This is a genomic window from Allobosea sp. 05T422_2 (assembly GCF_056396265.1).
In genome coordinates this window covers 1-23454 of record NZ_JBFTLD010000084.1, presented here as the reverse complement: position 1 = coordinate 23454, position 23454 = coordinate 1, and the positions used below count along the sequence as shown (strand labels likewise).

At 64.6% G+C, this 23454-nt stretch carries 26 protein-coding genes; 11 read left to right on the top strand and 15 right to left on the bottom strand.

What is annotated here, in order from left to right; translation table 11 throughout:
• Nucleotides 1-282 (bottom strand): nitroreductase family protein (locus AC1DJT_RS16405; RefSeq protein ID WP_476834443.1); only part of this gene is annotated, 282 nt, incomplete at its 3' end.
• A gap of 195 nt (nucleotides 283-477) precedes the next feature.
• Between AC1DJT_RS16405 and AC1DJT_RS16400 the strand changes: the two genes are divergently transcribed.
• Nucleotides 478-1374, top strand: coding sequence for a hypothetical protein (locus AC1DJT_RS16400; RefSeq protein WP_476834442.1), 897 nt, complete (start codon nucleotides 478-480; stop codon nucleotides 1372-1374).
• Nucleotides 1375-1410: 36 nt separating this feature from the next.
• Here AC1DJT_RS16400 and AC1DJT_RS16395 read toward each other — a convergent pair whose 3' ends face one another.
• The 6 genes from AC1DJT_RS16395 to yidD form a co-directional block, all read right to left on the bottom strand.
• Nucleotides 1411-2115 (bottom strand): SGNH/GDSL hydrolase family protein, encoded by a 705-nt coding sequence (locus AC1DJT_RS16395; protein ID WP_476834444.1) that lies wholly within the window; start codon nucleotides 2113-2115, stop codon nucleotides 1411-1413.
• Between the two features lie 20 nt (nucleotides 2116-2135).
• A complete protein-coding gene (locus AC1DJT_RS16390) occupies nucleotides 2136-3383 on the bottom strand; it encodes an OpgC family protein (RefSeq protein ID WP_476834441.1) in 1248 nt (415 codons plus the stop codon).
• A gap of 340 nt (nucleotides 3384-3723) precedes the next feature.
• Entirely contained in the window at nucleotides 3724-4344 is a 621-nt protein-coding gene (locus AC1DJT_RS16385; RefSeq protein WP_441506156.1) for a GDYXXLXY domain-containing protein, read from the bottom strand.
• Nucleotides 4344-5630, bottom strand: coding sequence for a DUF2157 domain-containing protein (locus AC1DJT_RS16380; protein WP_476834440.1), 1287 nt, complete (start codon nucleotides 5628-5630; stop codon nucleotides 4344-4346). The genes AC1DJT_RS16385 and AC1DJT_RS16380 overlap by 1 nt, the downstream gene beginning before the upstream one ends.
• Nucleotides 5631-5688: 58 nt before the next feature.
• Nucleotides 5689-7689, bottom strand: coding sequence for a threonine--tRNA ligase (gene thrS, locus AC1DJT_RS16375; protein WP_476834439.1), 2001 nt, complete (start codon nucleotides 7687-7689; stop codon nucleotides 5689-5691).
• 189 nt (nucleotides 7690-7878) lie between these two features.
• A complete protein-coding gene (yidD, locus tag AC1DJT_RS16370) occupies nucleotides 7879-8217 on the bottom strand; it encodes a membrane protein insertion efficiency factor YidD (protein ID WP_476768603.1) in 339 nt (112 codons plus the stop codon).
• Nucleotides 8218-8261: 44 nt separating this feature from the next.
• On the opposite strand from yidD, the gene AC1DJT_RS16365 reads away from it, so the two are divergent.
• A complete protein-coding gene (locus tag AC1DJT_RS16365) occupies nucleotides 8262-9011 on the top strand; it encodes a phosphatase PAP2 family protein (RefSeq protein WP_441491396.1) in 750 nt (249 codons plus the stop codon).
• Here the strand turns inward: AC1DJT_RS16365 and AC1DJT_RS16360 are convergent.
• Nucleotides 9004-9474, bottom strand: coding sequence for an iron-sulfur cluster assembly scaffold protein (locus tag AC1DJT_RS16360; RefSeq protein ID WP_441491397.1), 471 nt, complete (start codon nucleotides 9472-9474; stop codon nucleotides 9004-9006). The two genes, AC1DJT_RS16365 and AC1DJT_RS16360, sit on opposite strands and share 8 nt — an antisense overlap.
• Nucleotides 9475-9677: 203 nt before the next feature.
• Here AC1DJT_RS16360 and folE point away from each other — a divergent pair, with 203 nt between their 5' ends.
• From folE to AC1DJT_RS16345, 3 genes are all read left to right on the top strand, one after another.
• Nucleotides 9678-10319 carry a GTP cyclohydrolase I FolE gene (folE, locus tag AC1DJT_RS16355; RefSeq protein ID WP_441491398.1) on the top strand — a complete coding sequence of 214 codons (642 nt, stop codon included), beginning with the start codon at nucleotides 9678-9680 and terminating at the stop codon, nucleotides 10317-10319.
• 90 nt (nucleotides 10320-10409) lie between these two features.
• Nucleotides 10410-10820 (top strand): phosphoribosyl-AMP cyclohydrolase, encoded by a 411-nt coding sequence (hisI, locus tag AC1DJT_RS16350; protein WP_441491399.1) that lies wholly within the window; start codon nucleotides 10410-10412, stop codon nucleotides 10818-10820.
• A 198-nt stretch (nucleotides 10821-11018) separates the two neighbouring features.
• Nucleotides 11019-11996: a patatin-like phospholipase family protein gene (locus AC1DJT_RS16345; RefSeq protein WP_476834438.1), complete on the top strand. Its 978-nt coding sequence runs from the start codon at nucleotides 11019-11021 to the stop codon at nucleotides 11994-11996.
• A gap of 33 nt (nucleotides 11997-12029) precedes the next feature.
• On the opposite strand, the gene AC1DJT_RS16340 is transcribed toward AC1DJT_RS16345, so the two are convergent.
• Both AC1DJT_RS16340 and AC1DJT_RS16335 read right to left on the bottom strand, forming a co-directional pair.
• The gene (locus AC1DJT_RS16340) at nucleotides 12030-12461 is read right to left on the bottom strand and encodes a CBS domain-containing protein (RefSeq protein WP_441491401.1); all 432 of its coding nucleotides are present in this window, start codon (nucleotides 12459-12461) and stop codon (nucleotides 12030-12032) included.
• Between the two features lie 196 nt (nucleotides 12462-12657).
• On the bottom strand, nucleotides 12658-13479 hold the full coding sequence (locus AC1DJT_RS16335; RefSeq protein ID WP_441491402.1) for a rhomboid family intramembrane serine protease: 822 nt from the start codon (nucleotides 13477-13479) through the stop codon (nucleotides 12658-12660).
• 439 nt (nucleotides 13480-13918) lie between these two features.
• Between AC1DJT_RS16335 and AC1DJT_RS16330 the strand changes: the two genes are divergently transcribed.
• From AC1DJT_RS16330 to AC1DJT_RS16320, 3 genes are all read left to right on the top strand, one after another.
• Nucleotides 13919-14482 carry a PAS domain-containing protein gene (locus tag AC1DJT_RS16330; RefSeq protein ID WP_441491403.1) on the top strand — a complete coding sequence of 188 codons (564 nt, stop codon included), beginning with the start codon at nucleotides 13919-13921 and terminating at the stop codon, nucleotides 14480-14482.
• 59 nt (nucleotides 14483-14541) lie between these two features.
• Nucleotides 14542-15156 (top strand): PilZ domain-containing protein, encoded by a 615-nt coding sequence (locus tag AC1DJT_RS16325; RefSeq protein ID WP_441491404.1) that lies wholly within the window; start codon nucleotides 14542-14544, stop codon nucleotides 15154-15156.
• 604 nt (nucleotides 15157-15760) lie between these two features.
• On the top strand, nucleotides 15761-16282 hold the full coding sequence (locus tag AC1DJT_RS16320; RefSeq protein WP_476834437.1) for a transglutaminase-like cysteine peptidase: 522 nt from the start codon (nucleotides 15761-15763) through the stop codon (nucleotides 16280-16282).
• Between the two features lie 264 nt (nucleotides 16283-16546).
• Here AC1DJT_RS16320 and AC1DJT_RS16315 read toward each other — a convergent pair whose 3' ends face one another.
• Nucleotides 16547-17077: a gamma carbonic anhydrase family protein gene (locus tag AC1DJT_RS16315; RefSeq protein WP_441491405.1), complete on the bottom strand. Its 531-nt coding sequence runs from the start codon at nucleotides 17075-17077 to the stop codon at nucleotides 16547-16549.
• Nucleotides 17078-17135: 58 nt separating this feature from the next.
• The gene (locus AC1DJT_RS16310; RefSeq protein WP_476768597.1) at nucleotides 17136-17465 is read right to left on the bottom strand and encodes a DUF6949 family protein; all 330 of its coding nucleotides are present in this window, start codon (nucleotides 17463-17465) and stop codon (nucleotides 17136-17138) included.
• Nucleotides 17466-17649: 184 nt separating this feature from the next.
• Between AC1DJT_RS16310 and AC1DJT_RS16305 the strand changes: the two genes are divergently transcribed.
• Complete coding sequence (locus AC1DJT_RS16305) at nucleotides 17650-18363, top strand: hypothetical protein (RefSeq protein ID WP_476834436.1); 714 nt, start codon at nucleotides 17650-17652, stop codon at nucleotides 18361-18363.
• 14 nt (nucleotides 18364-18377) lie between these two features.
• On the opposite strand, the gene AC1DJT_RS16300 is transcribed toward AC1DJT_RS16305, so the two are convergent.
• On the bottom strand, nucleotides 18378-18590 hold the full coding sequence (locus AC1DJT_RS16300; protein ID WP_441491407.1) for a DUF3126 family protein: 213 nt from the start codon (nucleotides 18588-18590) through the stop codon (nucleotides 18378-18380).
• Between the two features lie 204 nt (nucleotides 18591-18794).
• On the opposite strand from AC1DJT_RS16300, the gene AC1DJT_RS16295 reads away from it, so the two are divergent.
• Nucleotides 18795-20171, top strand: coding sequence for a serine hydrolase domain-containing protein (locus AC1DJT_RS16295; RefSeq protein ID WP_441506160.1), 1377 nt, complete (start codon nucleotides 18795-18797; stop codon nucleotides 20169-20171).
• A gap of 137 nt (nucleotides 20172-20308) precedes the next feature.
• On the opposite strand, the gene AC1DJT_RS16290 is transcribed toward AC1DJT_RS16295, so the two are convergent.
• Nucleotides 20309-21631: a serine hydroxymethyltransferase gene (locus AC1DJT_RS16290; RefSeq protein WP_441491409.1), complete on the bottom strand. Its 1323-nt coding sequence runs from the start codon at nucleotides 21629-21631 to the stop codon at nucleotides 20309-20311.
• A gap of 127 nt (nucleotides 21632-21758) precedes the next feature.
• On the opposite strand from AC1DJT_RS16290, the gene AC1DJT_RS16285 reads away from it, so the two are divergent.
• Nucleotides 21759-22661: a LysR family transcriptional regulator gene (locus AC1DJT_RS16285; RefSeq protein WP_441506162.1), complete on the top strand. Its 903-nt coding sequence runs from the start codon at nucleotides 21759-21761 to the stop codon at nucleotides 22659-22661.
• On the opposite strand, the gene cysE is transcribed toward AC1DJT_RS16285, so the two are convergent.
• Nucleotides 22652-23454 (bottom strand): serine O-acetyltransferase (gene cysE, locus AC1DJT_RS16280; RefSeq protein WP_476834435.1); only part of this gene is annotated, 803 nt, incomplete at its 5' end. The genes AC1DJT_RS16285 and cysE overlap by 10 nt on opposite strands.

The following is a 23454-nucleotide window of genomic DNA, read 5'->3' as shown; positions in this document are numbered from 1 at the left end:
GATCAGCGGCGCATGGGTCAGGCGCTTCCGCTCGAACGCCACCTTCTCGTCGTCGGCATCAGGATTCCTGGCGCGAAACACCTTTGCGACCACATCGGCGGCCGTCTCGCGGGCAGCGCCCTCGAACAGAACGAAGCGCCACGGCGCAAGCTTGCCGTGATCGGGCACACGCGTGCCAATGGTCAACAGGTCGCGGAGTTGGTCGGCGCTGGGGCCGGGAGCAGACAGGAATTGCGGCGGCACCGAACGGCGCAGCTTGAGCAGGGCGAGCGTATCGGTCATGAGACTTCCGGGCGAGAGAAACGGCCGGCAGAGCCTATGGGGCCGCCAGCGCTATTGGCATCTGAACTAGTGGTTTGCCATGAAGAGGACAAGCAAGCCTGCTCAGACGCGGGCGCAAGGGCGTCAAGGACCATGAGCATGTTTGAATTGGATCGTTTCCAGAGACGGGCCCCGACCAGCGCGCCGTGCGCGCGAATGCTCGCGCGCCTGTCATCGGCTGCCCTCGCGCTGCTCCTCTCCCTAACGGCTGCGATCGCACAGATCGTTCCGCTGTCACCCTCGCCACCGAATATCCCGGAGATCTCCCCCCCGCCGGCGCCGGGAAGCACCGCGACGGTCGGCTCGGCCAATCTCAGCGCCAGCGCGCAATTCGCTAATGACCGCAAGCCGATCCGCTCCGGCCTCGTCTGGCGCGTCCTCGTCGAGTCCGTCGACGGCTCGCCGCCACGCATCGTCGCCCGCTCGAATGATGCGGAACCGGTGTTCTCCCTCGAGCCTGGCTCCTATGTGCTGCACGCGGCCTATGGCTTCGCCAGCGGCACCAAGCGGGTGGTGCTCGGCCCGCAAGGAACGCGCGAACAGATTCTGATCAGCGCCGGCGGCCTCACCCTCGCAGGCTCGATCGGCGAGACACCGATCCAGGCGGCGCAGCTTTCATTCTCGATCTTCGTGYCGTTGCAGGGGAACTCGGAAGGTCGCCTCGTCGGCAATGCCAAGGCAGGCGAGCTGATCCGCTTGCCTGAAGGCACCTATCACGTGGTCTCGACTTACGGCGATTCCAACGCGATCCAGCGCGCGGATGTGACCGTGGAATCGGGGAAGGTCACCGACGCCACCCTGMACCACCGGGCCGCGCGGGTAACGCTGAAGCTCGTCGCGTCTCCCGGCGGCGAGGCCTTCGCCGGCACCGCCTTCAGCGTGCTTACACCCGGCGGCGACGTCATTCGCGAAGCCATCGGTGCCTTCCCGCAAGTGATCCTGGCCGAAGGCGACTACGTGCTGATTGCACGTCAGGAAGGCCAGATCTTCTCGAAGGACTTCAAGGTCGAGAGCGGACTCGATCGCGATATCGAGGTCATCGCCACGAAGTGAACCCGTCCTCCGCCGGGAGGACCGCAGCCGCAATGCTCAGTTGCTGGCGCTGGGAGCTTCCGCGAGGCCGAGCTTGGCCCCTGTCAGCTCGGCGGCAATCCCGTCCGCGATTCTGACGGCGAGGCAGCGATAGCCCGCATCGACCATATGGAGCCCGTCCATGCCAACGAGTTCCTCGGCCGTGAACTGCTTTGATCTCGCCCAGCTCTTCATGATGCCGTAGCGCGGGAACACCGCAGCACCCTGCTCCTCCGCGACCTTTGCCAGGACAGCCCGGTAGTCGTCATATTTCGGATAGCGCTCTTCGCGCGGCAGCCAAGGCAGATCGATCAGGACGGTGTCGACATCGGCATCGCGGAGCTTGCGAATTCCCTTCCGCAGGATTTTCGCCAGCTTCTCCTCGCCGATGTCGCGGACGGCGTCGTTGACCGCCGTCTGCCAGATCACCAGCGCCGGCTTCTCTTCCAGGACCTCAGTGTCTATCCGCTGCAGCATGTCATAGGCCGACTGGCCGCCAACACCCTTGTTGACGACCTTGACCTCGGCCTCGGGCAGCCGGCGCTTGAGCTCGGCCTCGAGAACCGCGGGGTAACTGTGGCTGATCTCGCTTGCCCCGGCTCCGGCGGTGGCCGACGAACCGAGCGCAACGATGGTGAGCTTGCCTGTGTCCCGAAGAACCCGCTTGGCGGCCGGCAGCATCGGTTGGAAGGGAAACTGGGCTGCTCCCGAACGGCAGCGCAGATCGGCCCGACCGGCAAGCGTCAGGGGCCCGGCCTGAACGGAACTGGTGACAAGTGCGGTCGTMAGGATTGCGGCGCAGAACTGTGCAGCCCGGAAGCCGGCTTCTCTGCGGAACCACGGAGCGCGTTGGACTGATACCACGACAGGAAATTTCCTAGCACTGTCAGTATCGTAATGCCACCGAGACAAACCAGCAACTGAATGCTCAAGGCGAAATAGGTTTCCGCCAGAATGATCTGTCCGATAATCGCGAGGACGATACCGGTGCAAAAGATCTCAAGGGAATGCCGGCCCAATACTGCAAGTCRCCGCCCAACCACTCCGCAAACCAGCGCCGACTGCGCCGGCACGAAACGCACGAAGAGCCAGGTGAGAGCCGCCAGATGCAGCAGGCGGGTCCAGGCCAGATTGGTCTTGTCACTGCCGATCTGCAGGTTCTCGATCCATTCGTTCAAGGCGGTAATGCCAAACGGATTTCCCGCTGAAACCTTGATGATCAGGGCGAGCCCGACAACAGCAAATGCGAGGGSATCGATGATGGCTGACCTCGGCATGACGACGCCCATCTGCACACCGCGGCCGACCACCACGCCGAGCGTGAAGACGAGCTGCCAGGCGAAGGGATTGAAGAACCAGCCCGGCGTACCCGTATTCGGCAGATTCACCTCGAAAGTGACCGCGACCTGCCAGATCAACACCGAACCCAGGAGCGCCAGCGCAGGATTGAAGCGCACGGCCCGATAGATCAGCGGAAAGGCGGCCAGCAGCACGATATAGAGCGGCAGGATGTCGAGATAATTCGGCTGGTAGGTCAGCGTCAGCGCATCCACCAGTGCCGAGAGCGTGTCGTTGAAGAAGGGCTGGATATTGATCGCCTCGATATAGAGCGGGTTCTGGGTGGTCGTTACAGCCCGCGCCACAACCCCGCAGACGATCACGAAAACTGCGATATGGGCGATGTAGAGCGTCCAGATACGGCCGCCGATACGGAGCGCTCCCATGCCGAGACCACGGCGCTCGATGACCGAGCCATAGGCGAGCGTGGCCGAGACGCCAGCCAGGAGAACAAAGATGTCGGCCGCATCCGAGAAGCCGAAATTATGCGGCATCACGGCAGCAACGACGTTTCCCGGCATGTGATTGATGAAGATGACCAGCAGGGCGAGCCCGCGGACGGCATCGATCCGCATGTCGCGTCCCACCGGTCTCGCAGCCAGCGCACCCGCGCCGCGAAGAAGGTAGTGCCCGAAGGACGGGAAATGCGACACCAGCAGCTTCTCCGGAACGCGAGGAACACGGCCATCGGTGTTTCAGGCCAACCACCCGGACCGCCAAGGCCGGGCCAAGCATGAACGGATTCTGCTGATTCCGTTCATCTCACGTTCATATAACGCTATCGATGCGGCCGCCATGGGGAAGCGGGATCACATCTATGTGTCTCCGGAATATGCGCGGAAGATGGCAGCCGTCGCGTGCCTGCTGGAAAGCCGGCGGATCGATCAATCACGACTCCGCGACCGAGCGGGGCTTCGCCGTGAACGCCTTGATTCTATTGATATTCGAACGCGGCCTCGCATTGCCCCAAGGCAATGCCGACGCGAGCCAGCCCTAGAAGGGTGGCTCGGCGTGGACCAGTCTGCCGTCGATCAGCAGCCGCTTGATCGCAGAACTGCCCGAGGGTGCGACGGCCGCAACGACTTCCAGCCTGCTGCGTTCCGTGCGCTCGATCGCGAGCCCGGTCCCTTGCGGCACGAAGTAGCTCTCGAGCCCATAGGCGACACGCATTCCGTTGCGGGTTCGTGAGCAATCAACGATCCCGTTCTCCGCTCGCGGGCACACGCCAGTGGTGAGCACATGGCCCTCGATCACCACATCCGACCCGCTTGTCGGCGGCCTGATCTTGTAGGCTCCGACCGGCCGGGCGAAGCCATCGGTGCCAGGGGTGAGCTGCACATGGATGGGATCGCCGCGGCTGAAGTCGCGGTCCCCCTGGAGGCCGGCAAGATCGAGCGTGCTGATATCGTAATTCAAGATGACGTAATCACCTCGAAACAGGTCACGCGGATCGACTGGCGCCGTCCTCAACCTCACCTCGCTGCCGGAACGCAGGATGCGGGCTCGGCCTTCGACAAGCATCCCGATCGCGCCGCAGAGCACGATCATCGAGACGAGGGCCCGCAAGGTCGCCGGCACGCGGGCAACGATCCGGTCGGCGACGAGCGCGCCCATCACGCCACCTCCCCCACCGGCCGGGCAAGGCGCGCGAAGAGCCGTCGCGCACCACTGGCAAGCAGCAGCAGCACCGCGCCTGCGATCAGGAAGAACAGCGACTGGTCKAGCAGGCTGCCGATGGTCTGCCAAAGCAGGATCAGGATGGCGACACCGAACAATGCCGCACCGGCAACGACCAGACGCCGGACTCCGCCGATCGCTCCGGCGGCAATCAACCCCACGGCGCTCGCAAGGACGAGGCTCGCCACCACGACCTTGCCGGACAGGCGCATCGCACCACCCATCCAGAAGATCGTCGGCACCAAAAGTGCAAACAGGAGAGCGATGCCCAGAGGAACAGCAAAACGCCGCTCGCGCGCCAACGCAACGAAGGCGCACACGCCAGGGACAACGACGGCATAGGCGAGATAGACCGGCCAGCTCGCGTGCCCGCCCCGCGACCAGCTGGAATCGAGGATGCGGATCAGCTCAACATTGAGCACCACCATCAGCCCGAGCAGCCCCCAGGGCAGGCAGGCGCTCAGAAGAGTCGGCCCGCCGCGATCCAGCGCCACCGCACCGAGCACGATATAGGAGGTCGAGAGCGCGAGCCCATAGGCCAGGAGCCAGTAGTCGARGGAGCCACGCAGCCAGTCACCGGGCACGAGCGCCAGCCAGCACGCGAGCGAGAGGACGGCGACATGATGCACGAGCCGGGCCCGGCGCCCCAATGCCAACCACAGCGCCGGCAGATAGCCGAGCAGGAAATAGAACTGGAGCGAGCCGCCGCTATCCTGCCAGCGCCCCCAGCTCCAGCTTGCCAGAGCGATGAACGCAACGATCAGAGCACCGTCCGAGCGCTGCAGAAACGCGACGGCCAATGCGCCGAGCGCGATCAGGAGCGCCCCCCCCGGCCAATCCGTCGGCAAATGATACATCTGGCCGACCAGAGCGACACCGGCGGCAAAACAGAGGACACCGCAGGTCGAGGCGGCATCAGCACCAAGCTTGGAACCTCGGATCTCGAGGCTGGCTGAAATCCCGAGAGCGACCACGATACTGGCCAGGATCATTGCCAGCTTCGTCAGCCGCGGAATCTCCTCCCAGTTCGCCGCGACGAAGGCTGCAACGCTTGCCGCGATGAGCAACCCGCCCAGCATTCCGAGCAGCCCCGGAAGCCGAAAGCCCCCGTCGCGCCGCAGCGAGCCACGAATTGYGGTCGCACTGTCGGAGCTGACAAGCCCCTCAGCGACCCAGCGACTCAAATCGGCTTCGAGCCGCTTGCGATAAGATCCCGTCAGCATCCCCGGCACTCTGGCATGCGGGGCCCGGATTTGGCGAGCCCCGCATGAACGAGCGTCTTCAGGATGCTGCCATCTCGGCCCTGCGGCGAACCAGATCCGGAGGCATCGCCTCGGTCGTGAAGGCCACGAGTGCCTCGTCCAGGCTCATCACCGTCTGCTGCTGGCTGCCGAGACGGCGCACGGTCACCGTGCGCTCCTCGGCCTCGCGCTTGCCGACGGCCAGAATCACCGGGACCTTGGCAAGCGAGTGCTCCCGCACCTTGTAGCTGATCTTCTCGTTGCGAAGATCGGCACGTGCCCTGAGACCCTGGTTCATACAGGCAATCGTGACCTGCTCGGCATAGGCATCCGCCTCGGAGGTGATCGGACAGACCAGGATCTGTTCCGGCGCGAGCCAGAGCGGAAAATGGCCGGCATGATGTTCGATCAGGATGCCGGTGAAGCGCTCCAGCGAACCGCAGATCGCGCGGTGCACCATGCTCGGCGTCTTCTTCTCGCCATCGGAGCCGATATAGAAGGCGCCGAAGCGCTCCGGCAGGTTGAAGTCGACCTGTGTCGTGCCGCACTGCCAGTCGCGCCCGATCGCATCGCGAAGGACATACTCGAACTTGGGGCCGTAGAAGGCGCCCTCACCCGGGTTGATCTCCGTCTTGATCCGGTTGCCGGATTGCCGGGCGATCAGATCCAGCACCTTCGTCATCACGTCTTCGGCGTGGTCCCACATCGCATCGGTACCGACGCGCTTCTCCGGACGGGTCGAAAGCTTGATGACGAGATCGTCGGTAAAGCCGAAATCGGCATAGACCGAGAGGATCAGGTCATTGATCTTCAGACACTCCGCCGCCAGGTCGTTTTCAGCGCAGAAGATGTGCGCGTCGTCCTGCGTGAAGCCGCGCACACGCATCAGCCCATGCAGCGCGCCAGAGGGCTCATAGCGATGGACCGCGCCGAACTCGGCGAGCCGGATCGGCAGGTCGCGATAGCTCTTGAGCCCATGCTTGAAGATCTGGACATGGCCGGGGCAGTTCATCGGCTTCAGCGCGAACATGCGCTGGTCCTTCTCCGGATCATTCGGATGCTCGAGCGCGCCGGCCGATTTCACCGCGAACATGTTGTCCTGATACCAGCCCCAGTGGCCTGAGGTTTCCCAGAGCGACTTGTCGAGGATCTGCGGCGCATTGACCTCCTCGTAATCGGCGGCGAGCCGCCGGCGCATATAGGCGATGATCTCCTGGAACAGGCGCCAGCCCTTCGAGTGCCAGAAGACGACGCCCGGCCCTTCCTCCTGGAAATGGAACAGGTCCATTTCSCGGCCGAGCTKGCGGTGGTCGCGCTTCTCCGCCTCCTCGATCTGCTTGAGATGCGCGTCGAGCTCCTCCTGCTTGGCGAAGGCGGTGCCGTAGATCCGCGTCAGCATCGGATTGTTGCTGTCACCGCGCCAATAGGCGCCAGCCACCTTCATCAGTTTGAAGGCGTTGCCGACCTTGCCGACCGAGGTCATGTGCGGCCCGCGGCAGAGGTCGATCCAGTCACCCTGAGCGTACATCTTCAGGGTCTGGTCTTCCGGGATCGCATCGACGAGCTCGACCTTGAAGGCCTCACCCTTGTCGCGGAAGAATTGCTTGGCCCTGTCGCGGCTCCACTCTTCCTTGGTGAAGGCTTTGTCGCGCGCGATGATCTCGCGCATCTTCTTCTCGATCGGCGCGAAATCCTCTGGAGAGAACGGCTCGTTCCGGAAAAAATCGTAGAAGAAGCCGTTCTCGATCACCGGGCCGATGGTGACCTGCGTGCCGGGATAGAGTTCCTGCACGGCTTCGGCGAGCACGTGGGCGCAATCATGGCGGATCAACTCGAGCGCGCGCGGATCCTCGCGGTTGAGGAACTCGATCTTCGCATCGCGGTCGATTGCATCGCCGAGATCGACGACGGTGCCGTCGAGCGCCATGGCGACGGTGCGCTTCAGCAGAGAGGGGGAAATGCCGCCGGCAATCTCCTTTCCGGTGATGCCGGAAGGAAACTCGCGCGTGGCGCCATCAGGAAAGGTCAGGGAGATCGTCATCGATCGCGCTCCTGCTCACTCGGGGAAACGAACCCCGTAAGCCAAGGCCGGATACTGTTCGGGGAAACGCGTGAAGACCCGCATMCGGTTCAAGGGCTTCACGCTTTGCGAAGCGCCGAGTGGGATCGAGCCGATTTCGCCCGCCTCGCCTATACCAGCCGGCAGCCGCAGGCAATCGATGTAGCAGGATCACTCGTCGAGCGGAGGCGGGGCATTCACGCCGCGCCAGCGACCATAGGACCAGGGCTGGTACCAGGCGGAGTTCGGCGGCAATTCCTCGCAGACGAGATCGATGCCGCTGGTGCCGAGCGGCGTACAGCGGCAGATCCGCGCGGCACCGATCCAGCCACCGCGCCAGAGCCCGAAGCGCTGGATCGCCTCATCCGTGTAACTCGAGCAGCTCGGCCAATGCCGGCATTGGCGTCCAATCAGCATCGAGATGCTCAGCTGGTAACCGCGGATCAACCAATGCGCGCCAGAACGTGGTGCACGCGCAAAAAGACGTGACAACACGCGCACCGATGTCATTTCATCATTCTTCGTCATTACCTGTTTCATTTTGAGATTCGCTCATGCTTTGCTCCGCTCCGCGATCGGCCTCCCGTTTCCGCATCGGCGCGACCTCCATTCTGGTTCCCGCTGCCTTGCTTTTGTCGCTGACATCAGCGCCTGCCCAGCAGCGGAACAGCCTCCTCTGGCTTGAGCCCGGCAAGATCGATGTCGCCAAGATCATCGGCCTGCCCCCGGCAATGAACTCGCCCGAGCACAGGAAGGAGTTCGAAGAGGTTCTTCAGATCACGCTGAATCGGACGCCGGAGCGCGAGAAAGCCGCGATCGCGGATCAATATCAGACGCTCAATCGCTTTCTCGAAGGCATGGGAATCGACGCCCACCTCTCCGAGCACCGCGAGGTTCGCCTGCTTTTTCGCGAAGCGAATATCGAACTCGGCATCGTGCTCCTCAGCGTGCGCCGCCTGACGTCGCGGACGCGGCCCTTTGCGATGTGGAACAAGGTCAGGGTCAAGCCCTGCCCCGGCGGCAGGCCGGAAGGGACCTCCTTCCCCGCCGGCCATGCCGCGACTGCCGCACTCTATGCCGCACTGCTCAGCGATGCTGCCCCGGAGCTGAAGGACAAGTTCGCGGAGCGCGTCACAAGCTATGGCGAGAGCCGGCTGGTTTGCGGCTTCCATTATGCCAGCGACCTCGTGGCGGGCGAGAAGGTCGGCCGACACGTTGCCGATGCGCTTCTGGCGGACCGAGCCTTCAGGCAGCGCTTCGACGAAACACGTCCCGAAATCCGAAAGTCGCTGGGGCTCACCTGAGCGCCGCAACCTTGGCTGCCGGCGCCGCGGCCTCGCGCGCCGCCTCGATCTGACCGATCGCGTCGACCACGGCATCGAAGGTCAGCATGGTCGAGGCATGGCGTGCCTTATAGTCGCGCACCGGCACCAGAACGGCGAGATCGCTCCACTTGCCCGCGGGCGGCTCGGCATTCTCCTTCAGGATCGCACGCGCCTGCTCGCGAACCGCGCGAAGTTCGCCGGCCGTGGACCCGATGACCTGGCGCGCCATGATCGAGGAGGACGCCTGCCCAAGCGCGCAGGCTTTGACGTCATGCCCGAAGCCGGTGACGACATCGCCGTCCATCGTCAGATCGACGGTGACGGTGGAGCCGCACAGCCTGGAATGCGCGGTCGCAGTCGCGTCCGGCGTCGGCAATCGCTCGAGCAGCGGGATGTTTCCTGCCAGTTCCAGGATGCGTTTGTTGTAGACGTCGCTCAGCATGACTTGGTCCTCGCCGGCTCTGGAATGACCGGCGCGCGGTTCCAATATAGGGTGGAACGCCTGCGTGCGGGAGATGGGTGGCGCCCGATGATGCCGCAGGAGCAGAACTTGTCGCAATTCTTACGAGGCGACGCGATGTCACGGCGACCCGCCGAATCTGCATCGCTAGGCCTTGGGACACGAACCGTAACGGGAGGCACCACATGATCCCTGTGGTTAAGTCCTTGTCCGTCGAGAGGGCTCTCAGCCCCTCCGCTGACAAGTTTCCAGACAGGCGTCCGACCCAGGAGCAGGCCGAGGAGGCTGTGCGTACCCTCCTTCTGTGGGCGGGCGACGACCCCTCCCGCGAAGGCCTGCTTGAAACGCCGCAGCGCGTCGCCAAGGCCTACAAGGAATTCTACAGGGGCTACTCCGAAAATCCCGACGAGATCCTCGACCGGGTCTTCGAGGAGGTCGACAACTATCAGGACATGGTCCTCGTCCGCGACATCCCGTTCCATTCGCATTGCGAGCACCACATGGTGCCTTTCGTCGGCAAGGCGCATATCGGCTACTACCCCGCGAAGGGCGTTGTCGGCCTGTCGAAGCTGGCCCGCATCGTCGATGTCTACGCTCGGCGCCTCCAGACCCAGGAGGCCATGACGGCGCAGATTGCCCGGATCATCGACAAGGCGCTCGAACCGCGCGGCGTCGCCGTTCTGGTGGAGGCCGAGCACATGTGCATGTCGATGCGGGGCGTGCTGAAGCAAGGCTCATCGACGCTGACCACGCAATATACCGGCGTGTTCAAGGACCCTGCCGAACAGGTCCGCTTCTTCACCATGGTCAAGTCACCTGGCCTGTAGGATTGGCGCGACGCAGCATTGGCGATAACCACCGCCACCATGATAAGGGGCGCCTCGCGAGATGCGCCCTGTCCTGCTGCGGAGCCGCCAATGTCCAGCTTCCCCGTTTTGTCCGACAAGCATGCGCTCGAGGAAGGCACGACGCTGGCGCCGCGCTTCGACACCAGCGGCCTCGTCACCTGCGTGACGACCGACGCCGAGACGGGCGAACTCCTGATGGTCGCCCATATGAACGCCGAAGCCCTTCAACGCAGCATCGCGACGGGGGAAGCCTGGTACTGGTCGCGCTCGCGCAAGGAGCTCTGGCACAAGGGCGCCACCTCCGGACAGGTCCAGACCATCCTCGAGATGCGCGTCGACTGCGACCAGGATGCCATTTGGCTGAAGGTGAAGGTCGCGGGCGATGGCGGGTGCTGCCACACGGGCCGGCACTCGTGCTTTTACCGGGTGAAGCCGCTGCGCGATGCCGCRGTCGAACCTCTCACCTTGCTCGCCACGTGATGCAGGGCCGCGTTGGCAATCCTTTCACCAATCTAACATTTTTCTGTCAAATCCGCTTGTTAGGCGCAACCGTCGCGCGTGTGATTCAGGTTCTCCTCACTTTCTCGCGAGACGATGATCCACCCGCGGAGGGTCGGGATCATGTTATGGGATGGTATTGCTCGACGGGCCTTTGGAATGGGCGGCGGCGTGGCCTCTATGAATGACCTTAGTATCGAACCGCTGCTGCGGCGCAGCAGCAGACCAAGGATCGGCCTTGCTCTCGGTGGTGGAGCTGCGCGCGGCTGGGCCCATATCGGCGTAATCGAGGTCCTGACGGAAGCGGGCTTCGCCCCCGATGTCATTGCCGGAACATCGATCGGCGCCGTGGTCGGCGGCTGCTTTTCCGCGGGAAAGCTGCCGGCGCTGACCGAATTCGCGATGGGCCTGACCAAGCGCCGTGTCGTCGGACTGATGGACTTCCACATCGGTGGCGCGGGCCTCATCTCCGGTGGTCGCCTGAAGCGCCTGCTTGAACGCGACCTTGTCGGCATCCGCATCGAGGCCCTGCCGCAGCGCTTCGTCGCAGTGGCGACAGAACTCGGCACGGGCCACGAAATCYGGCTGACCCATGGCCCACTCGTCGAGGCCCTGCGTGCCTCCTACGCGCTGCCCGGCGTCTTCGATCCGGTGAAGCTCGGCGGGCGCTGGTTGATGGACGGCGCCCTGGTCAACCCTGTGCCAGTCACCGCCGCACGCGCGCTTGGCGCCGATGTCGTGATCTGCGTCAACCTCAACAGCGACCTCTCGGGACGCGGCACCACCATCCAGAACCACAGCTCGGATCCGGACCCCGAACCCCTGCCCGAGCTCGACATTCGCCCGACTTCGCGCTGGCTGGACGGCATCAGCGGTGCGGCACGGCGCATGCGCGGCTTCCTTGGCCGCGCCAGCAACGATCAGCCCGGGCTCGCCGGCGTGATGGTCGATGCCTTCAACATCACCCAGGATCGCATCTCGCGCTCGCGGCTGGCCGGCGATCCGCCCGACGTCATGATCGGGCCCAAGCTCGCCAAGGTCGGCCTGTTCGATTTCCATCGGGCCGATGAGGCCATGGAACTCGGCCGCGTCGCCGCACGGCGCGCGCTCGACGAGATCGCGGCCATGGTCGCGAGCAATCACATCGCGGCCGACTGATCCGGGCTGCTCGCTCTGCAGGGCAGACCGGCCTCAGGCCATCGCGATGTAATCCCGCATGGCCCGGCTCTCGGCCTCGATCTCGGCGACACGGTGCTTCACGACGTCCCCGATCGAGACGATCCCCGTGACCCGCCCGTTCTCAAGCACCGGAACATGGCGGAAGCGGCCCACCGTCATCAGCTCCATCAACTCATCAACGCTGGTCTCATGGCGGCAGGTAACGACCTTGGCCGTCATGATCCGCGAGACCGGGCTCTCCAATGCGGCCGTCCCAGTTTCGGCAAGAGCGCGGATGATGTCTCTTTCGGACAGGATTCCGAGCAAGCTGCCGTCGGCGCCAGCGACCACGACTGCGCCGATACGCTTCTCGCCAAGCGTGCGGATTGCCTCGGCGAGCGTACGATGCGGCTGCACCGAGATGACATCGTGCCCCTTGTTACCGAGAATCTGCGCGACGTTCATGAACGMGTTCCTCCTGTTTGGCGCACCATCGCCCTGGCGCGCGAAATCAACGGGAGCGTTGCCCGGCCGATGACGGGTCAAGTCGCCAAAGAGGCCGTCGCAAGCCCTTCGCAGAACCGGGAGTGTGGGCGAAGACCGGGGCGACGGCAAGGCGAATGGCGCGAAGCCGCGGGCAGATTGGCGGCTTCGGGCCCCCTCAGCGCCGTACCGCGCCGCGATCGAGCAGCGGGAACAGCAGCAGTCCGACGAGAAAGCCGCCGATATGCGCCTCCCAGGCAATGCTGGTGTCCTCGCCCAGGATCGGAACCAGCCCGGCGCCGAACAGGAAATTCGTGGCGAACCAGATCACGATGAAGATCAGGGCGCGTGGATTGCGCCAGAGATGCCCGAAAGGTTCCGCAGGAATCGAGCGCACCACGGCGTCATCCGCCAACCCACCAAAGCGCAAGCCAGGTGCGAAGACGAAGCGGATCGCGGCGGCAGTCGCCCCTGAAACGGCCGCCGAGGCGCCAACCAAAGGCAGCACATCGAGATCGCGTGACCACCAGTGCAGCAGAGCGCCGCCGATCGTCGAAAGCGCCATCAGATTGAGAAAGCGCCCGGTTCCGAGGCGACGCGCCACCGGACTGCCGAAGGCCGCAAGCCAGACGACATTTGATAGCAGATGCACCCAGGAGCCGTGCAGCAGACCATAGGTGAGCAAGGTCCAGAGGCGTGGGCCGCCATCGGCAATCAGCAACCGCACAAGCTGCAACCGGTCCGCCAGATCCTGCCCGGCCATCCTTTGCGTCAACTCGGCGAGCATGTCCTGCGCACGGCTAGGGTCGAGCCAGAGGCTCAGCCGTGCCGGCACGAAAGCGAGCCAGGACATCAGGACGAAGTCGTCATATTCCGACAGCACGGAGCGCCCGGCCTGGATCAGCGCGAGTGCKGCGATCAGCCAGACGACGGCGGATGGCAGGTTCAGGATCGGTTCGCGCTCTGGCGGGGCCGACGGGCCGGCAGGAATCTGGGACATGCTACGCAACCCTTGCCGAAGCTGCACCTGCGACGCAAGCCGGCCGATGCTTCCTTTTGCGCGGGCCGAATGAAAAAGGGGAGAGCCACCGGCCCTCCCCCTTCTCGGCTGTGGCCCTGCCGCTGCGCGAAGCATCGGCAGCACGGTCACGCCCCCCATTCACCCCGAATGACCCCAGGGCCCACCTCGCGGCCGGCCCTCGAATTGGCTTGCATTTGATAAGCATTTTAACGGGTTATCCACAATGCTAAGATTTCGTTAACCCTAACGAGCCTGCGCCCGTCGTCCTGTCCGCCCCCCATGGCAAGACGGCATGCCCACTGCGTCTCGCGATTCGGCAGGGACCGAAACGTCCCGCGCTCTGACGAATATGTGTCCTTACGACACGTATTCGGACTTGCGGCGTACGCAGACAGGACAGGATGTCAGAATGAAAAACATGAGCACCCGCCTTGTGTTCGATTACTGGGACGTGCTGCGCGGCGAGCGTTCCGCGCCGGAACGGGGCGAGATCGAGCCAGGTGCGCTGCGTCATGCCCTCGCCGACACGTTCGTTCTCGAGAATGAGCCGATCGGGCCCGTCTTTCGGCTGGCCGGCACGCGGCTCTGTGCGCTCTTCGGCAGCGAACTGCGCGGACGCGCCTTTGCCGCACTCTGGCCGGACGTKGAAGCCCAGGGCGAAATGCGCCGCCTCGTGCAAACCGTGATGGATGAATCCGCCGGCGCCGTCGCTGGCCTCTCGGCCGAGACCATGAACGGCTCTCCGGTCTATCTCGAACTGCTGTTGCTGCCGCTGCGCTATCGCGGTCGGACCCATGCACGCGTTCTCGGGGCGCTCTCGCCCGCCCTGACGCCGGAATGGCTTGGGCTCGACACCTTGGCCTCCATGCGCATGATCTCGCTCCGGATGCTGTGGCCGTCGGCCCATAGCCAGCGTGCGCCTGAACCCGTTGCACGCGTCATGCCGCCAAAATTCCTGGTCCTTCCGGGCGGCAGAAACTGAAGATCTAACGTATCGTTAACCCTCCCGCCGCTAGGGTCGGCCCAAATCAGGCTGATCCGATGCTTAGTGCGCAGCACACCTCCCGTCCGGCCATCCGCCCTGTCGAGCGCAGGCGGCATCAGCGTATGAAGGTCGTGCTGCTCGGACGCTACATGCTTCCGAACCGCATGGAATACCCTTGCCAGACGGTCGACATCTCCCCGGGCGGCCTGCATCTCGTCGCCCCCGCCAAGGCCCATCCCGGCGAACGGGTCATCGTCTATCTCGAACATCTCGGCCGTATTGAGGGCATTGCCGTCCGCACCACGCTGGAAGGCTTCGCGATGACCATCACCGCGACCAGCCGCAAGCGCGAGAAATTCACCGCCCAGCTGACATGGCTGGCCAATCGCGATGAACTGGGACTGCCGGAGGATCGGCGTCACGAGCGCATCATTCCGCGCAATCCCCGCTCGATGCTGACGCTCGATGACGGTTCGGAGCACGTCGTGCGGGTGATCGACATCTCGTTGTCGGGCGTCGCCTTTTCAACCGAGCAGCAACTACCGATCAACACGCCGGTCAAGATCGGCGGCACGGCAGCCAAGGTCGTCCGCCGGTTCGATGGCGGCTACGCGGCGGAGTTCCGCTTCCCGCTCTCTGCCGATGTGCTCGACGAGAATCTCGAGCTCTGATCCGGGCGGCCCATCGCCCCCTCTCTCTTTCAAGACATCGTCTCATGCATGACGCCCGGGCGTCAGCGTGGTCTGGCTGTTTCGGGACCTAGGCCGGGGTGTCAGCCCGTCGATGTCTCAACGTGCGGCGTCGGGGCGACGCGCTGAAATCCAAGCGCCATGCCGGAGCGCCCCCCACATGGGCTCGTCTACGGATTCCGGCCGTACGCCTCGCCTGAGCGGAGTGTGACATGAGGGACAGCTCGCTGCCCTCAGTCGGGGGCGCGCCTCGTCGCGTTTCCCCACAGCGTTAATGAAACCTGCCCACAACATTCAGACCTGCCACAGTTAACGAATCGAGAACGCAGCGCTCACATTTCTTACTTCGGCATTTGGCGTTGATTTATACTGTCAGATGATCCGAATACGTAGCGCCTGATTACATAAAATTGCTTGTTTCCATTTCAAGCGACATCCATCTGCCTCACGCATCGTCTGCCCCAGGGACAGGAAAGGGGACGACATGCTTTCTATTCATCGGGGTACAGTTCTGGCTGCGCTGATCGCAGTTGCTGGAATTTCATCGGTTCAGGCCCAACAGGTTGCGGCTCTACCGGCCGCCGCCATGCCGATTGCAGCTTCGGGCGATGCCCGGGCGCCTTATGCCTGGACGGATTTCTGCAAGCGCAATCCGGTCGAATGCGCGGTCAATACTCAGGAGCCCGAGCGTGTCGAGATGACGCCAAAGCTCTGGAAGACGATTATTGCTCTCAACAACAAGACAAATCGGGAGATCGAAGCGATCACGGACCAGGACCACTGGGGCGTCGTCGATCGCTGGGACATCCCGACCGACGGCAAGGGCGACTGYGAGGATTACGCCCTGCTCAAGCGCAAGCGTCTTGCCGAAGCCGGTGTGCCCCGTCGCGCCATGTTGATGACCGTCGTGATCGACGAGGAAAATGCCGGCCACGCCGTGCTGATGATCCGTACGGATCGCGGTGATTATGTGCTCGACAACAAGCGCAACGCGATCCTGCCGTGGAGCCAGACCGGCTACGTCTACGTCAAGCGCGAGTCGCAGTATCAGACGGGTTGGACCTCGCTCGGCGGACTCTCGACGCCGACTGTCGCTTCGGCTCGCTGAAGACGAACAAGATTGGCCGCAGCACCAGGCTKCCGCGGCCACATGGACGGCGAGGCTCGGTCACGTCCCCACCCCACCCCGTCCCCAGGCCGGGTTTCGCCATAGGGCCGACGCTTCCCCCCGAGGCGTCGGCCCGTCTCGTTTCCGGCCCTGGCCGGTGCGGTTGGATGATCGGACCAGATATCGTACCCGGACCGAGGATCTGAACTTCTGCGTGTGCGCCGGCCTTCCTGAAAACCGCAATCCGCCCTTCGGGCCGCTGCTTCAGCCGATCTGCTTGAGCCCGACGGCAAACTGCTTCCAGCGCGCGACATAGGCACGGGCCGAGCCTGCAATGCCGGCAATCGCCGCCTCGTCGAGCGTGCGGATGGCGCGGGCGGGAGACCCGACGATCAGCGAGTTCTCCGGAAACTCCTTGCCCTCGGTCACGAGAGCATTGGCGCCGACCAGGCTGTTGCGGCCGATTTTCGCGCCGTTCAGTACCGTCGCGCCCATCCCGATCAGGCTGTTCTCTCCGATGATGCACCCATGCAGGATCGCCCGGTGGCCGATGGTGCAGCCGGCTCCGACGCGCAGCGGCGAGCCCATATCGGTGTGCAGGACGCAGCCCTCCTGGATATTGCTGCCTTCGCCGATTTCGATCCATTCATTGTCGCCACGCAGCACTGCGCCGAACCAGATTCCGACGCCGGCTGCGAGCTTCACCCTGCCGATCACATGCGCATCGGGCGCAAGCCACCACTGGCCTGCGGCGGGGCATTCGGGGGCAGTCCCGTCGAGCGAATAGAGCGGCATGGGCGGATCATCCTTCTGCAAACCTGCCGCGAGGATTGCAGGTCGGCCGGCCGCCCCGTCAAGCGCCGCCGACGTAATGCAGCAGGTCGAGCACCACGCGCCCCGAGGCGACGCTCCAGAGAGACGCCCCCATGCTCGCCAGCATGACGAAGGCAAAGGGCCGGCCATCGCTGCGGCGGCCCCTCACGGTATTGCGAAGGATGAGAAACGGCGCGCTGAAGACGACGACCGGCACGCTCGCGACCGCGGCCAACCCTCCCGTCTGCAGCAGTTGAAAATCAGCACGCTTCTCGGTGAACAGCTCGAAGGCGCTCGCCATCAGCCCGGCAAAGGCAAAGCCGATGAACAGGGACTGGAGTGCCTCGACGGCAGCGGGTTCGATACGCAACGTCACGGCTCCGGGCGAGAACGCACCTGCACTGTGCCGCATGGTTTACGAAGTGTGAAGAAATCTCGTTAGCGATGGTTAACCCTTGCGCCGCGCGGCAATCCTCGCGCAATCCGCATGGTTTACGGAGCATTAAGGCGCGTCTGATTCAGTCACTGGCACCTGTTATCGAGGTGCTTGGATCTTGACCGCATACGCGCACCATTCGCCCCAACGCGCCGCCGGCCTCACGACCGTGGTCCGCGCACGCCTGAATCGGCCGCCGCCGCCCCTGCCTCGCGCTGACGGCGCGCTCTGGAAGGCGGCCGGCGCGATCCTGCTGGTTGCCGCCGCAGCAACCGGATACGCTCTCTACGGCCATCGCCTGGCGGCAGCTCCTGTGACCCAGCACCAGCCGGCGCGCGTCGGCCAGGTCTCGCTTCTGGTTCCCCAGGATCTGGCCGGCTCCGAACAGGAAGACAGCGAGCGGGTGGTCGGCATGACCCGGCTGCGTCTCGACTGGCCGAGTTTCGGTCCCGTGACCGCCCAAAGCCGACGCAAGCTACTGGTCACGTTGAGCCCGCCCGACAAGGTCAACGAGCCGGCGACACAGCTCTCGGTCTATGCCCGCTTCCTGACTCCGACGGTCTGGTCCAATCCGGGCGGGCTTGTCGTACGCGGGTTCCGCAAGGGCTCACCCTATGAGGGCGACGAGCTCTACGTTTCGGTCCCGGATGGGCGAGGCTTTGCAGCGCGCTGCCCGGTGAACACCGGCCCCGCCCCTCTCGACGAACTCTGCCGCGTCAYCTTCCGGCATCGCGGACTTGACGTGAACATCCGCTTCCCGCGCGCCGTCATCGCCGACTGGGAGCTGATGGTCGGCGGCGTCAGGCGCACCATCGATGGGATGATGCGCTGAGCCGCTGATGGCCCTCAGCCTTCGAGATCGACGTCGAGGATCGCCATGGTGAAGTTGAACGAGCGGTCGCCATCCTCGTCGTCGACATGGATGATGCCGATGAACTCTTCACCCAGATAAACCTCGGCGGAATCGGTCTTCTTCATGCGCGCCCGCACGCTGATGCCATGATTGGCGAAGGTGCGCCGAAGATAGGCTTCGAGCTTGGCGAGTTCTGTCTTGTCCACTGGTTGGTCCTTTCAGAGTGGCGGGACGGATGCCATGGCCGGGCTGCGAGGGCAAGCGAAACGCTGTCACGCCCGCGTTCAACCTGAGATCCGGGCCTCGCGCTGCGTCACGCTCGCATGGCAGCGCTTGCTCCTGCATATCTGCCGCCCTCGCGGTGATCGTGCCATGTTCCATCCCCCACATCGCCAATGATGGATTGCCCGATGACGCCCTGGCTGCCCGCTGCCCTGAATTATGTCTCGAGCTGGCTCGAATTCCAGCGCCGCCATCACGATCAGCCGGGCTGCGCCGTGGCCATCGCGAGCGGCCAGAAGATCGTCCTGGAGGCTGCCTTCGGCAGCGCCGACATCGAGACCGGAGAAGCGTTGACGCCGCGCCACGGCTTTCGCATCGCCTCGCATTCCAAGACGTTCACGGCAGCCGGGATCCTGCGACTGGTCGAGGCGGGCCGCATCAGGCTCGATGACAAGGTCGGCAGCTTTGTCACCGGCCTGCATCCTGACGTCGCCGCCGTGACCCTGGCGCAACTGCTCTCGAACAGCGCCGGCCTGACCCGAGATGGCGCCGACAACGGCCAGTTCTTCGACCGCAAGCCCTATCTCAGCAAGGACGAGCTGCTCGCCGATCTCTCGGTTGCGCAGCCCTTTCCGCCCTCGCAGCGCTTCAAATACTCGAACCATGGCTTCGGCCTTCTCGGCCTCGTCATCGAAGCCGTGACGGGCCAGGCCTATCGTGACTGGATTGCCGCCGAGGTCGTCGCACCTGCGCAACTCAGCGAAACCCGCCCTGATATCGGGCTCTGGGCAGACCGCCCCATGGCCAAGGGTCATAGCCCCAGAATGCCTCTTGGGCGCAGGGTGGTCATTCCCGGAGACAACCCCGGACACGCCATGACCTCCGCCGCCGGCTTCGTGGCTACTGCCGCAGACGTCGCGCGTTACTTCGCGCAGCTTTCACCGCAGGCAGAGCGCAGCATCCTGTCTGCGCTCAGTCGCCGCGAGATGAGCCGCCGTCTCTGGCCCGACGACGAAGCCAGTCTTGGCCGCCATTACGGCCTTGGCACGATTTCCGGCGGACATGGCGACTGGAAATGGTTCGGCCATTCCGGTGGTTTCCAGGGCTTCATCACCCGTACCGTCGTCCTGCCGAAGCAGGACCTGACGATCTCGGTCCTGACCAATGCCATTGACGGGTTGGCCCATCAATGGCTCGACGGCATCCTCCACATCGTCCGGACATTTTCCGATGAAGGTGGCCCCTCACCCGAGACCGAAGGCTGGGTTGGGCGCTGGTGGAGCATCTGGGCCTGCGGCGATCTCGTCCCCGTCGGCAACAAGGTGCTCTGCGCCAGCCCGGCCCTCTTCACGCCCTTTCTCGACGCGGGAGAGATCGCGGTCGAGGCTCCTGACCAGGGTCGCCTGAGCAAGGCGTCGGGCTTCAACAGCCCGGGTGAGACAGCACGCCTGGTCCGCGACAGCACCGGCGCAATCGAGTCGATCTGGCTCGGCGGCGCGCATCTCGTCTCCGAGGCTGCGCTGCGCGCCGAGATGCTTGATCGCTATGCGAAGCGCAGCGGCTAGCTCATCGCCCCGGGTCTCGTATCCGGTCCGATGAGCTGATCCTCCGTGTTTGCATCGGTCCGAAACCGCGTTCGACGCTTCGGGCCGGCGCATGAGGTTTCGGCGCCGGTACGCACCTGCCCGCCGGCCGCCACTCGTCAGCGCATGAAGTGCAGCTTCGTGAAGCGGCTGCGCAAGGCCGTGACATCCCGTGCAACGGCCTCGGCGGGCCGAGCTCCGCTCAGACCTTCAGCGATATAGCCGGCGAGCTCCGGCATGTCGGCAGCTGTCATGCCGAAGCGCACGATCTCGGGCGTCCCGAGCCGCAGGCCGTTGACATCGCCTGCGACGGGCGCGATCGGCAGGCCGATCCCGCAACTCAGGATGTTGACCTCGCGCAGCCGTTTCGCGGCCGCCTGCCCGCCGCCGTAGGGGGCCGCCTCGATGGCGAACTGATGCGATGTCGTGATGCCGCGATCGCGCGCGAAGACCGGGACCTGCCGTTCGACAAGGGCATCGGCCAGCGCCTTCGCGGTCTGCGCCATCATCTGCGCATAGGCGCGGCCATGCGCCTTCCAGTCGAGCAGCGTAATGGCGAGAGATGCCGATTTTGCCGCGTCGAAATTGGCGGTCAGACCGGGATAGGCGATGGCATCGAGCTTCCTGGCAAGGTCGGCGTCATTGGTGACGATCAGGCCCGAAGGCGGACCGCCCAGGCTCTTGTAGGTGCTCATCGTCATCAGATGCGCTCCCTCCTGCAGTGGTTGCTGCCAGGCATGGCCGGCGATCATGCCGGACATATGGGCGGCATCGAACAGCACGATCGCTCCGACCTCGTCCGCGATGGCGCGGATCTCGCGGATCGGATGCGCGAACAGGTTGAGGCTGCCGCCGATGCTGATCAGCTTCGGGCGGAGACGCAATGCGTCCTCACGCAGCCTGCCGAGATCGACCGTGTAGTTCAGCGCGTCGACCGGCGCGGGATGGGTGATGACGCCGTAAAGCCCGGCCGCGCCAGCGCCATGATGAGTGACATGCCCGCCGATATCGCCCGGTGGAGCGATGATGCAGTCCCCCGCCTTCGCCACCGCCATGAAGGCATAGAGATTGGCGATGGCACCCGACGGCACCCGGATTTCTGCGTAGCGGGCACCAAAGACCTGTGCCGCGAGCTCCGCGGCAATGATCTCGATCTTCTCGATCGCCTCGAGCCCCATCTCATATTTGTCGCCGGGGTAACCGAGCGAAGGCCGCGCGCCCAGGCCGGCCGAGAGCGCCGCCTCCGCTTTCGGGTTCATGATATTGGTTGCGGGGTTGAGATTGACGCAATCGCGCTCGTGGATCGCGCGGTTCTCCGTCGTCAACGCCTGGATCGACCGCTCGGTCGCATCGAGATCCTGCAGGGCGACGGTCTCKGCGACCGTGAGCACGTAGTCCTCGCTTGCCGCTGGCACCCAGTCGCGCCTGCCCAACGCCGCCATGTCCGTTTCTCCATCCGGTCGAACCGCAACGCGCGGTACGCCGTGATTGGAGCCGTTTGCCGCAGGTGGCGCAAACGAGTTATCGTCGCCGCAAGACAGAGAAAATCTAAGGCTCCGACAGGTCGCCATGCCCGTGACGCCACCACGCCCCCGTCTGCCCCCACTCAACGCGCTACGTGCCTTCGAGGCCGCCGCKCGCTGCGAGAGTTTTGCCAAGGCAGCAGAGGAACTCGGAGTGACGGCTGGCGCGGTGACGCAGCAGATCCGACAGCTGGAGGCAGCGCTCGGGGTCCAGCTGTTCCGGCGGTTGCCACAAGGTGTCGCCTTGACGCCGGCTGCCCGTGCGGCGCTGCCGCGCCTCAGCCGCGGCTTTGATCTGCTGGCATCGTCGATGCTGGAACTGGGCGGAGGGCATGAGAGCCGCACGCTCACCATCGCCGCCCTGCCCTGCATCGCCCAGCTATGGCTCTCACCGCGTCTTGCCGGGCTTCAGCAAGCGTTCCCCGGATTGCAGGTCTCGGTCTCGGCCATGGAGCAACCACCGAACACAAGGCACGAGCTTTGCGACATCGCAATCTTCTATCTTGGGGATGGCAAGGCCGCTCCATCGGCGCTCGTGCTCGACCCTGATGCGATCACACCGGTCTGCTCTCCCGCCGTCGCATCCCGGCTCCAGACCGTTGCCGGCCTCGCTGATGAGACCCTGCTGCACGACGCGGTCTGGCGCGGCGACTGGGCGCGCTGGCTGGCCTCCATCGACGCCGGTGAGAGCGTCGATCCGGCGCGTGGCCCGTCATTCTCGCTCTACAGCGTCGCGCTCGATGCTGCGCTGTCGGGTGCTGGCGTGCTGATGGGCCGGCTCAGCCTGCTCCAGCCCTATCTTGCCGATGGTCGGCTGGTCGCGCCGCTTGGACCTGCGTTGACGACACCGGACCGGATGACCCTGCTGTTGCCGGCACAAGGTCACCCCCGCCGCCAGGAGGTCGCGGATTGGCTGCAGGCGTCAGGACGGATTGGTGCTCAGATGTGAGCGCCGCAGTCGCCGGCGAGAATCTGATCCATGGAGCGCGACGGCTCGGCGCAGCCCGCTTCCCCGACTACCTTTGCGGGTACGCCGGCAACGGTGGTGTTGCGCGGCACCGCAGTCAGCACGACTGAACCGGCTGCGACACGGGCGCATTTGCCGACTTCGATATTGCCGAGGATCTTGGCGCCGGCGCCGATCAGGACCCCCTTGCGGATCTTCGGATGGCGGTCGCCGCTCTCCTTGCCGGTGCCGCCCAGCGTCACGTCCTGCAGCATCGAGACGTCATCCTCGATCACAGTCGTTTCGCCGACCACGAGGCCCGTTGCATGGTCGAGGAAAATGCCCTTGCCGATGCGCGCCGCGGGATTGATGTCGGTCTGGAATACTTCGGAGGAACGGCTCTGCAGATAAAGCGCGAAATCGCGACGCCCCTGGTTGAGCAGCCAATGCGCCAGCCGGTGGCCCTGCAGGGCGTGGAAGCCCTTGAAGAACAGCACGGGCTCGATCAGCCGCTTGCAGGCCGGGTCACGGTCGAGCACCGCAAGAACATCGGCGCGCATGCCCTGGGCGATCTCGGGGTCGGCAGCGATGGCCTCGGCAAAGGCCTGCTCGATCAGATCCGCCCCGAGAGCGGGATGCGCGAGCCGCGCCGCCACGCGATGGCCGACCACCGCCTCGAAACTCGGCTGGTTGAGAATCGACGACAGAATCAGGCTGCCCAGCGCTGGCTCGATGCCGAGCGCCTGTTCGGCCTCGCGCCGCAGCCGAGTCCAAACCGGATCGACCCTGTCGAGCC

What these genes read in the sequence shown, in the direction of transcription:
- AC1DJT_RS16360 (WP_441491397.1), bottom strand. Translation starts at nt 9,474, where the DNA reads ATGCTGAGCGACGTCTACAACAAACGCATCCTGGAACTGGCAGGAAAC.
- AC1DJT_RS16365 (WP_441491396.1), top strand. Translation starts at nt 8,262, where the DNA reads ATGCTTTGCTCCGCTCCGCGATCGGCCTCCCGTTTCCGCATCGGCGCG.
- folE (WP_441491398.1), top strand. Translation starts at nt 9,678, where the DNA reads ATGATCCCTGTGGTTAAGTCCTTGTCCGTCGAGAGGGCTCTCAGCCCC.
- AC1DJT_RS16315 (WP_441491405.1), bottom strand. Translation starts at nt 17,077, where the DNA reads ATGCCGCTCTATTCGCTCGACGGGACTGCCCCCGAATGCCCCGCCGCA.
- AC1DJT_RS16325 (WP_441491404.1), top strand. Translation starts at nt 14,542, where the DNA reads ATGCTTAGTGCGCAGCACACCTCCCGTCCGGCCATCCGCCCTGTCGAG.
- AC1DJT_RS16295 (WP_441506160.1), top strand. Translation starts at nt 18,795, where the DNA reads ATGACGCCCTGGCTGCCCGCTGCCCTGAATTATGTCTCGAGCTGGCTC.
- AC1DJT_RS16385 (WP_441506156.1), bottom strand. Translation starts at nt 4,344, where the DNA reads ATGGGCGCGCTCGTCGCCGACCGGATCGTTGCCCGCGTGCCGGCGACC.
- yidD (WP_476768603.1), bottom strand. Translation starts at nt 8,217, where the DNA reads ATGACATCGGTGCGCGTGTTGTCACGTCTTTTTGCGCGTGCACCACGT.
- AC1DJT_RS16340 (WP_441491401.1), bottom strand. Translation starts at nt 12,461, where the DNA reads ATGAACGTCGCGCAGATTCTCGGTAACAAGGGGCACGATGTCATCTCG.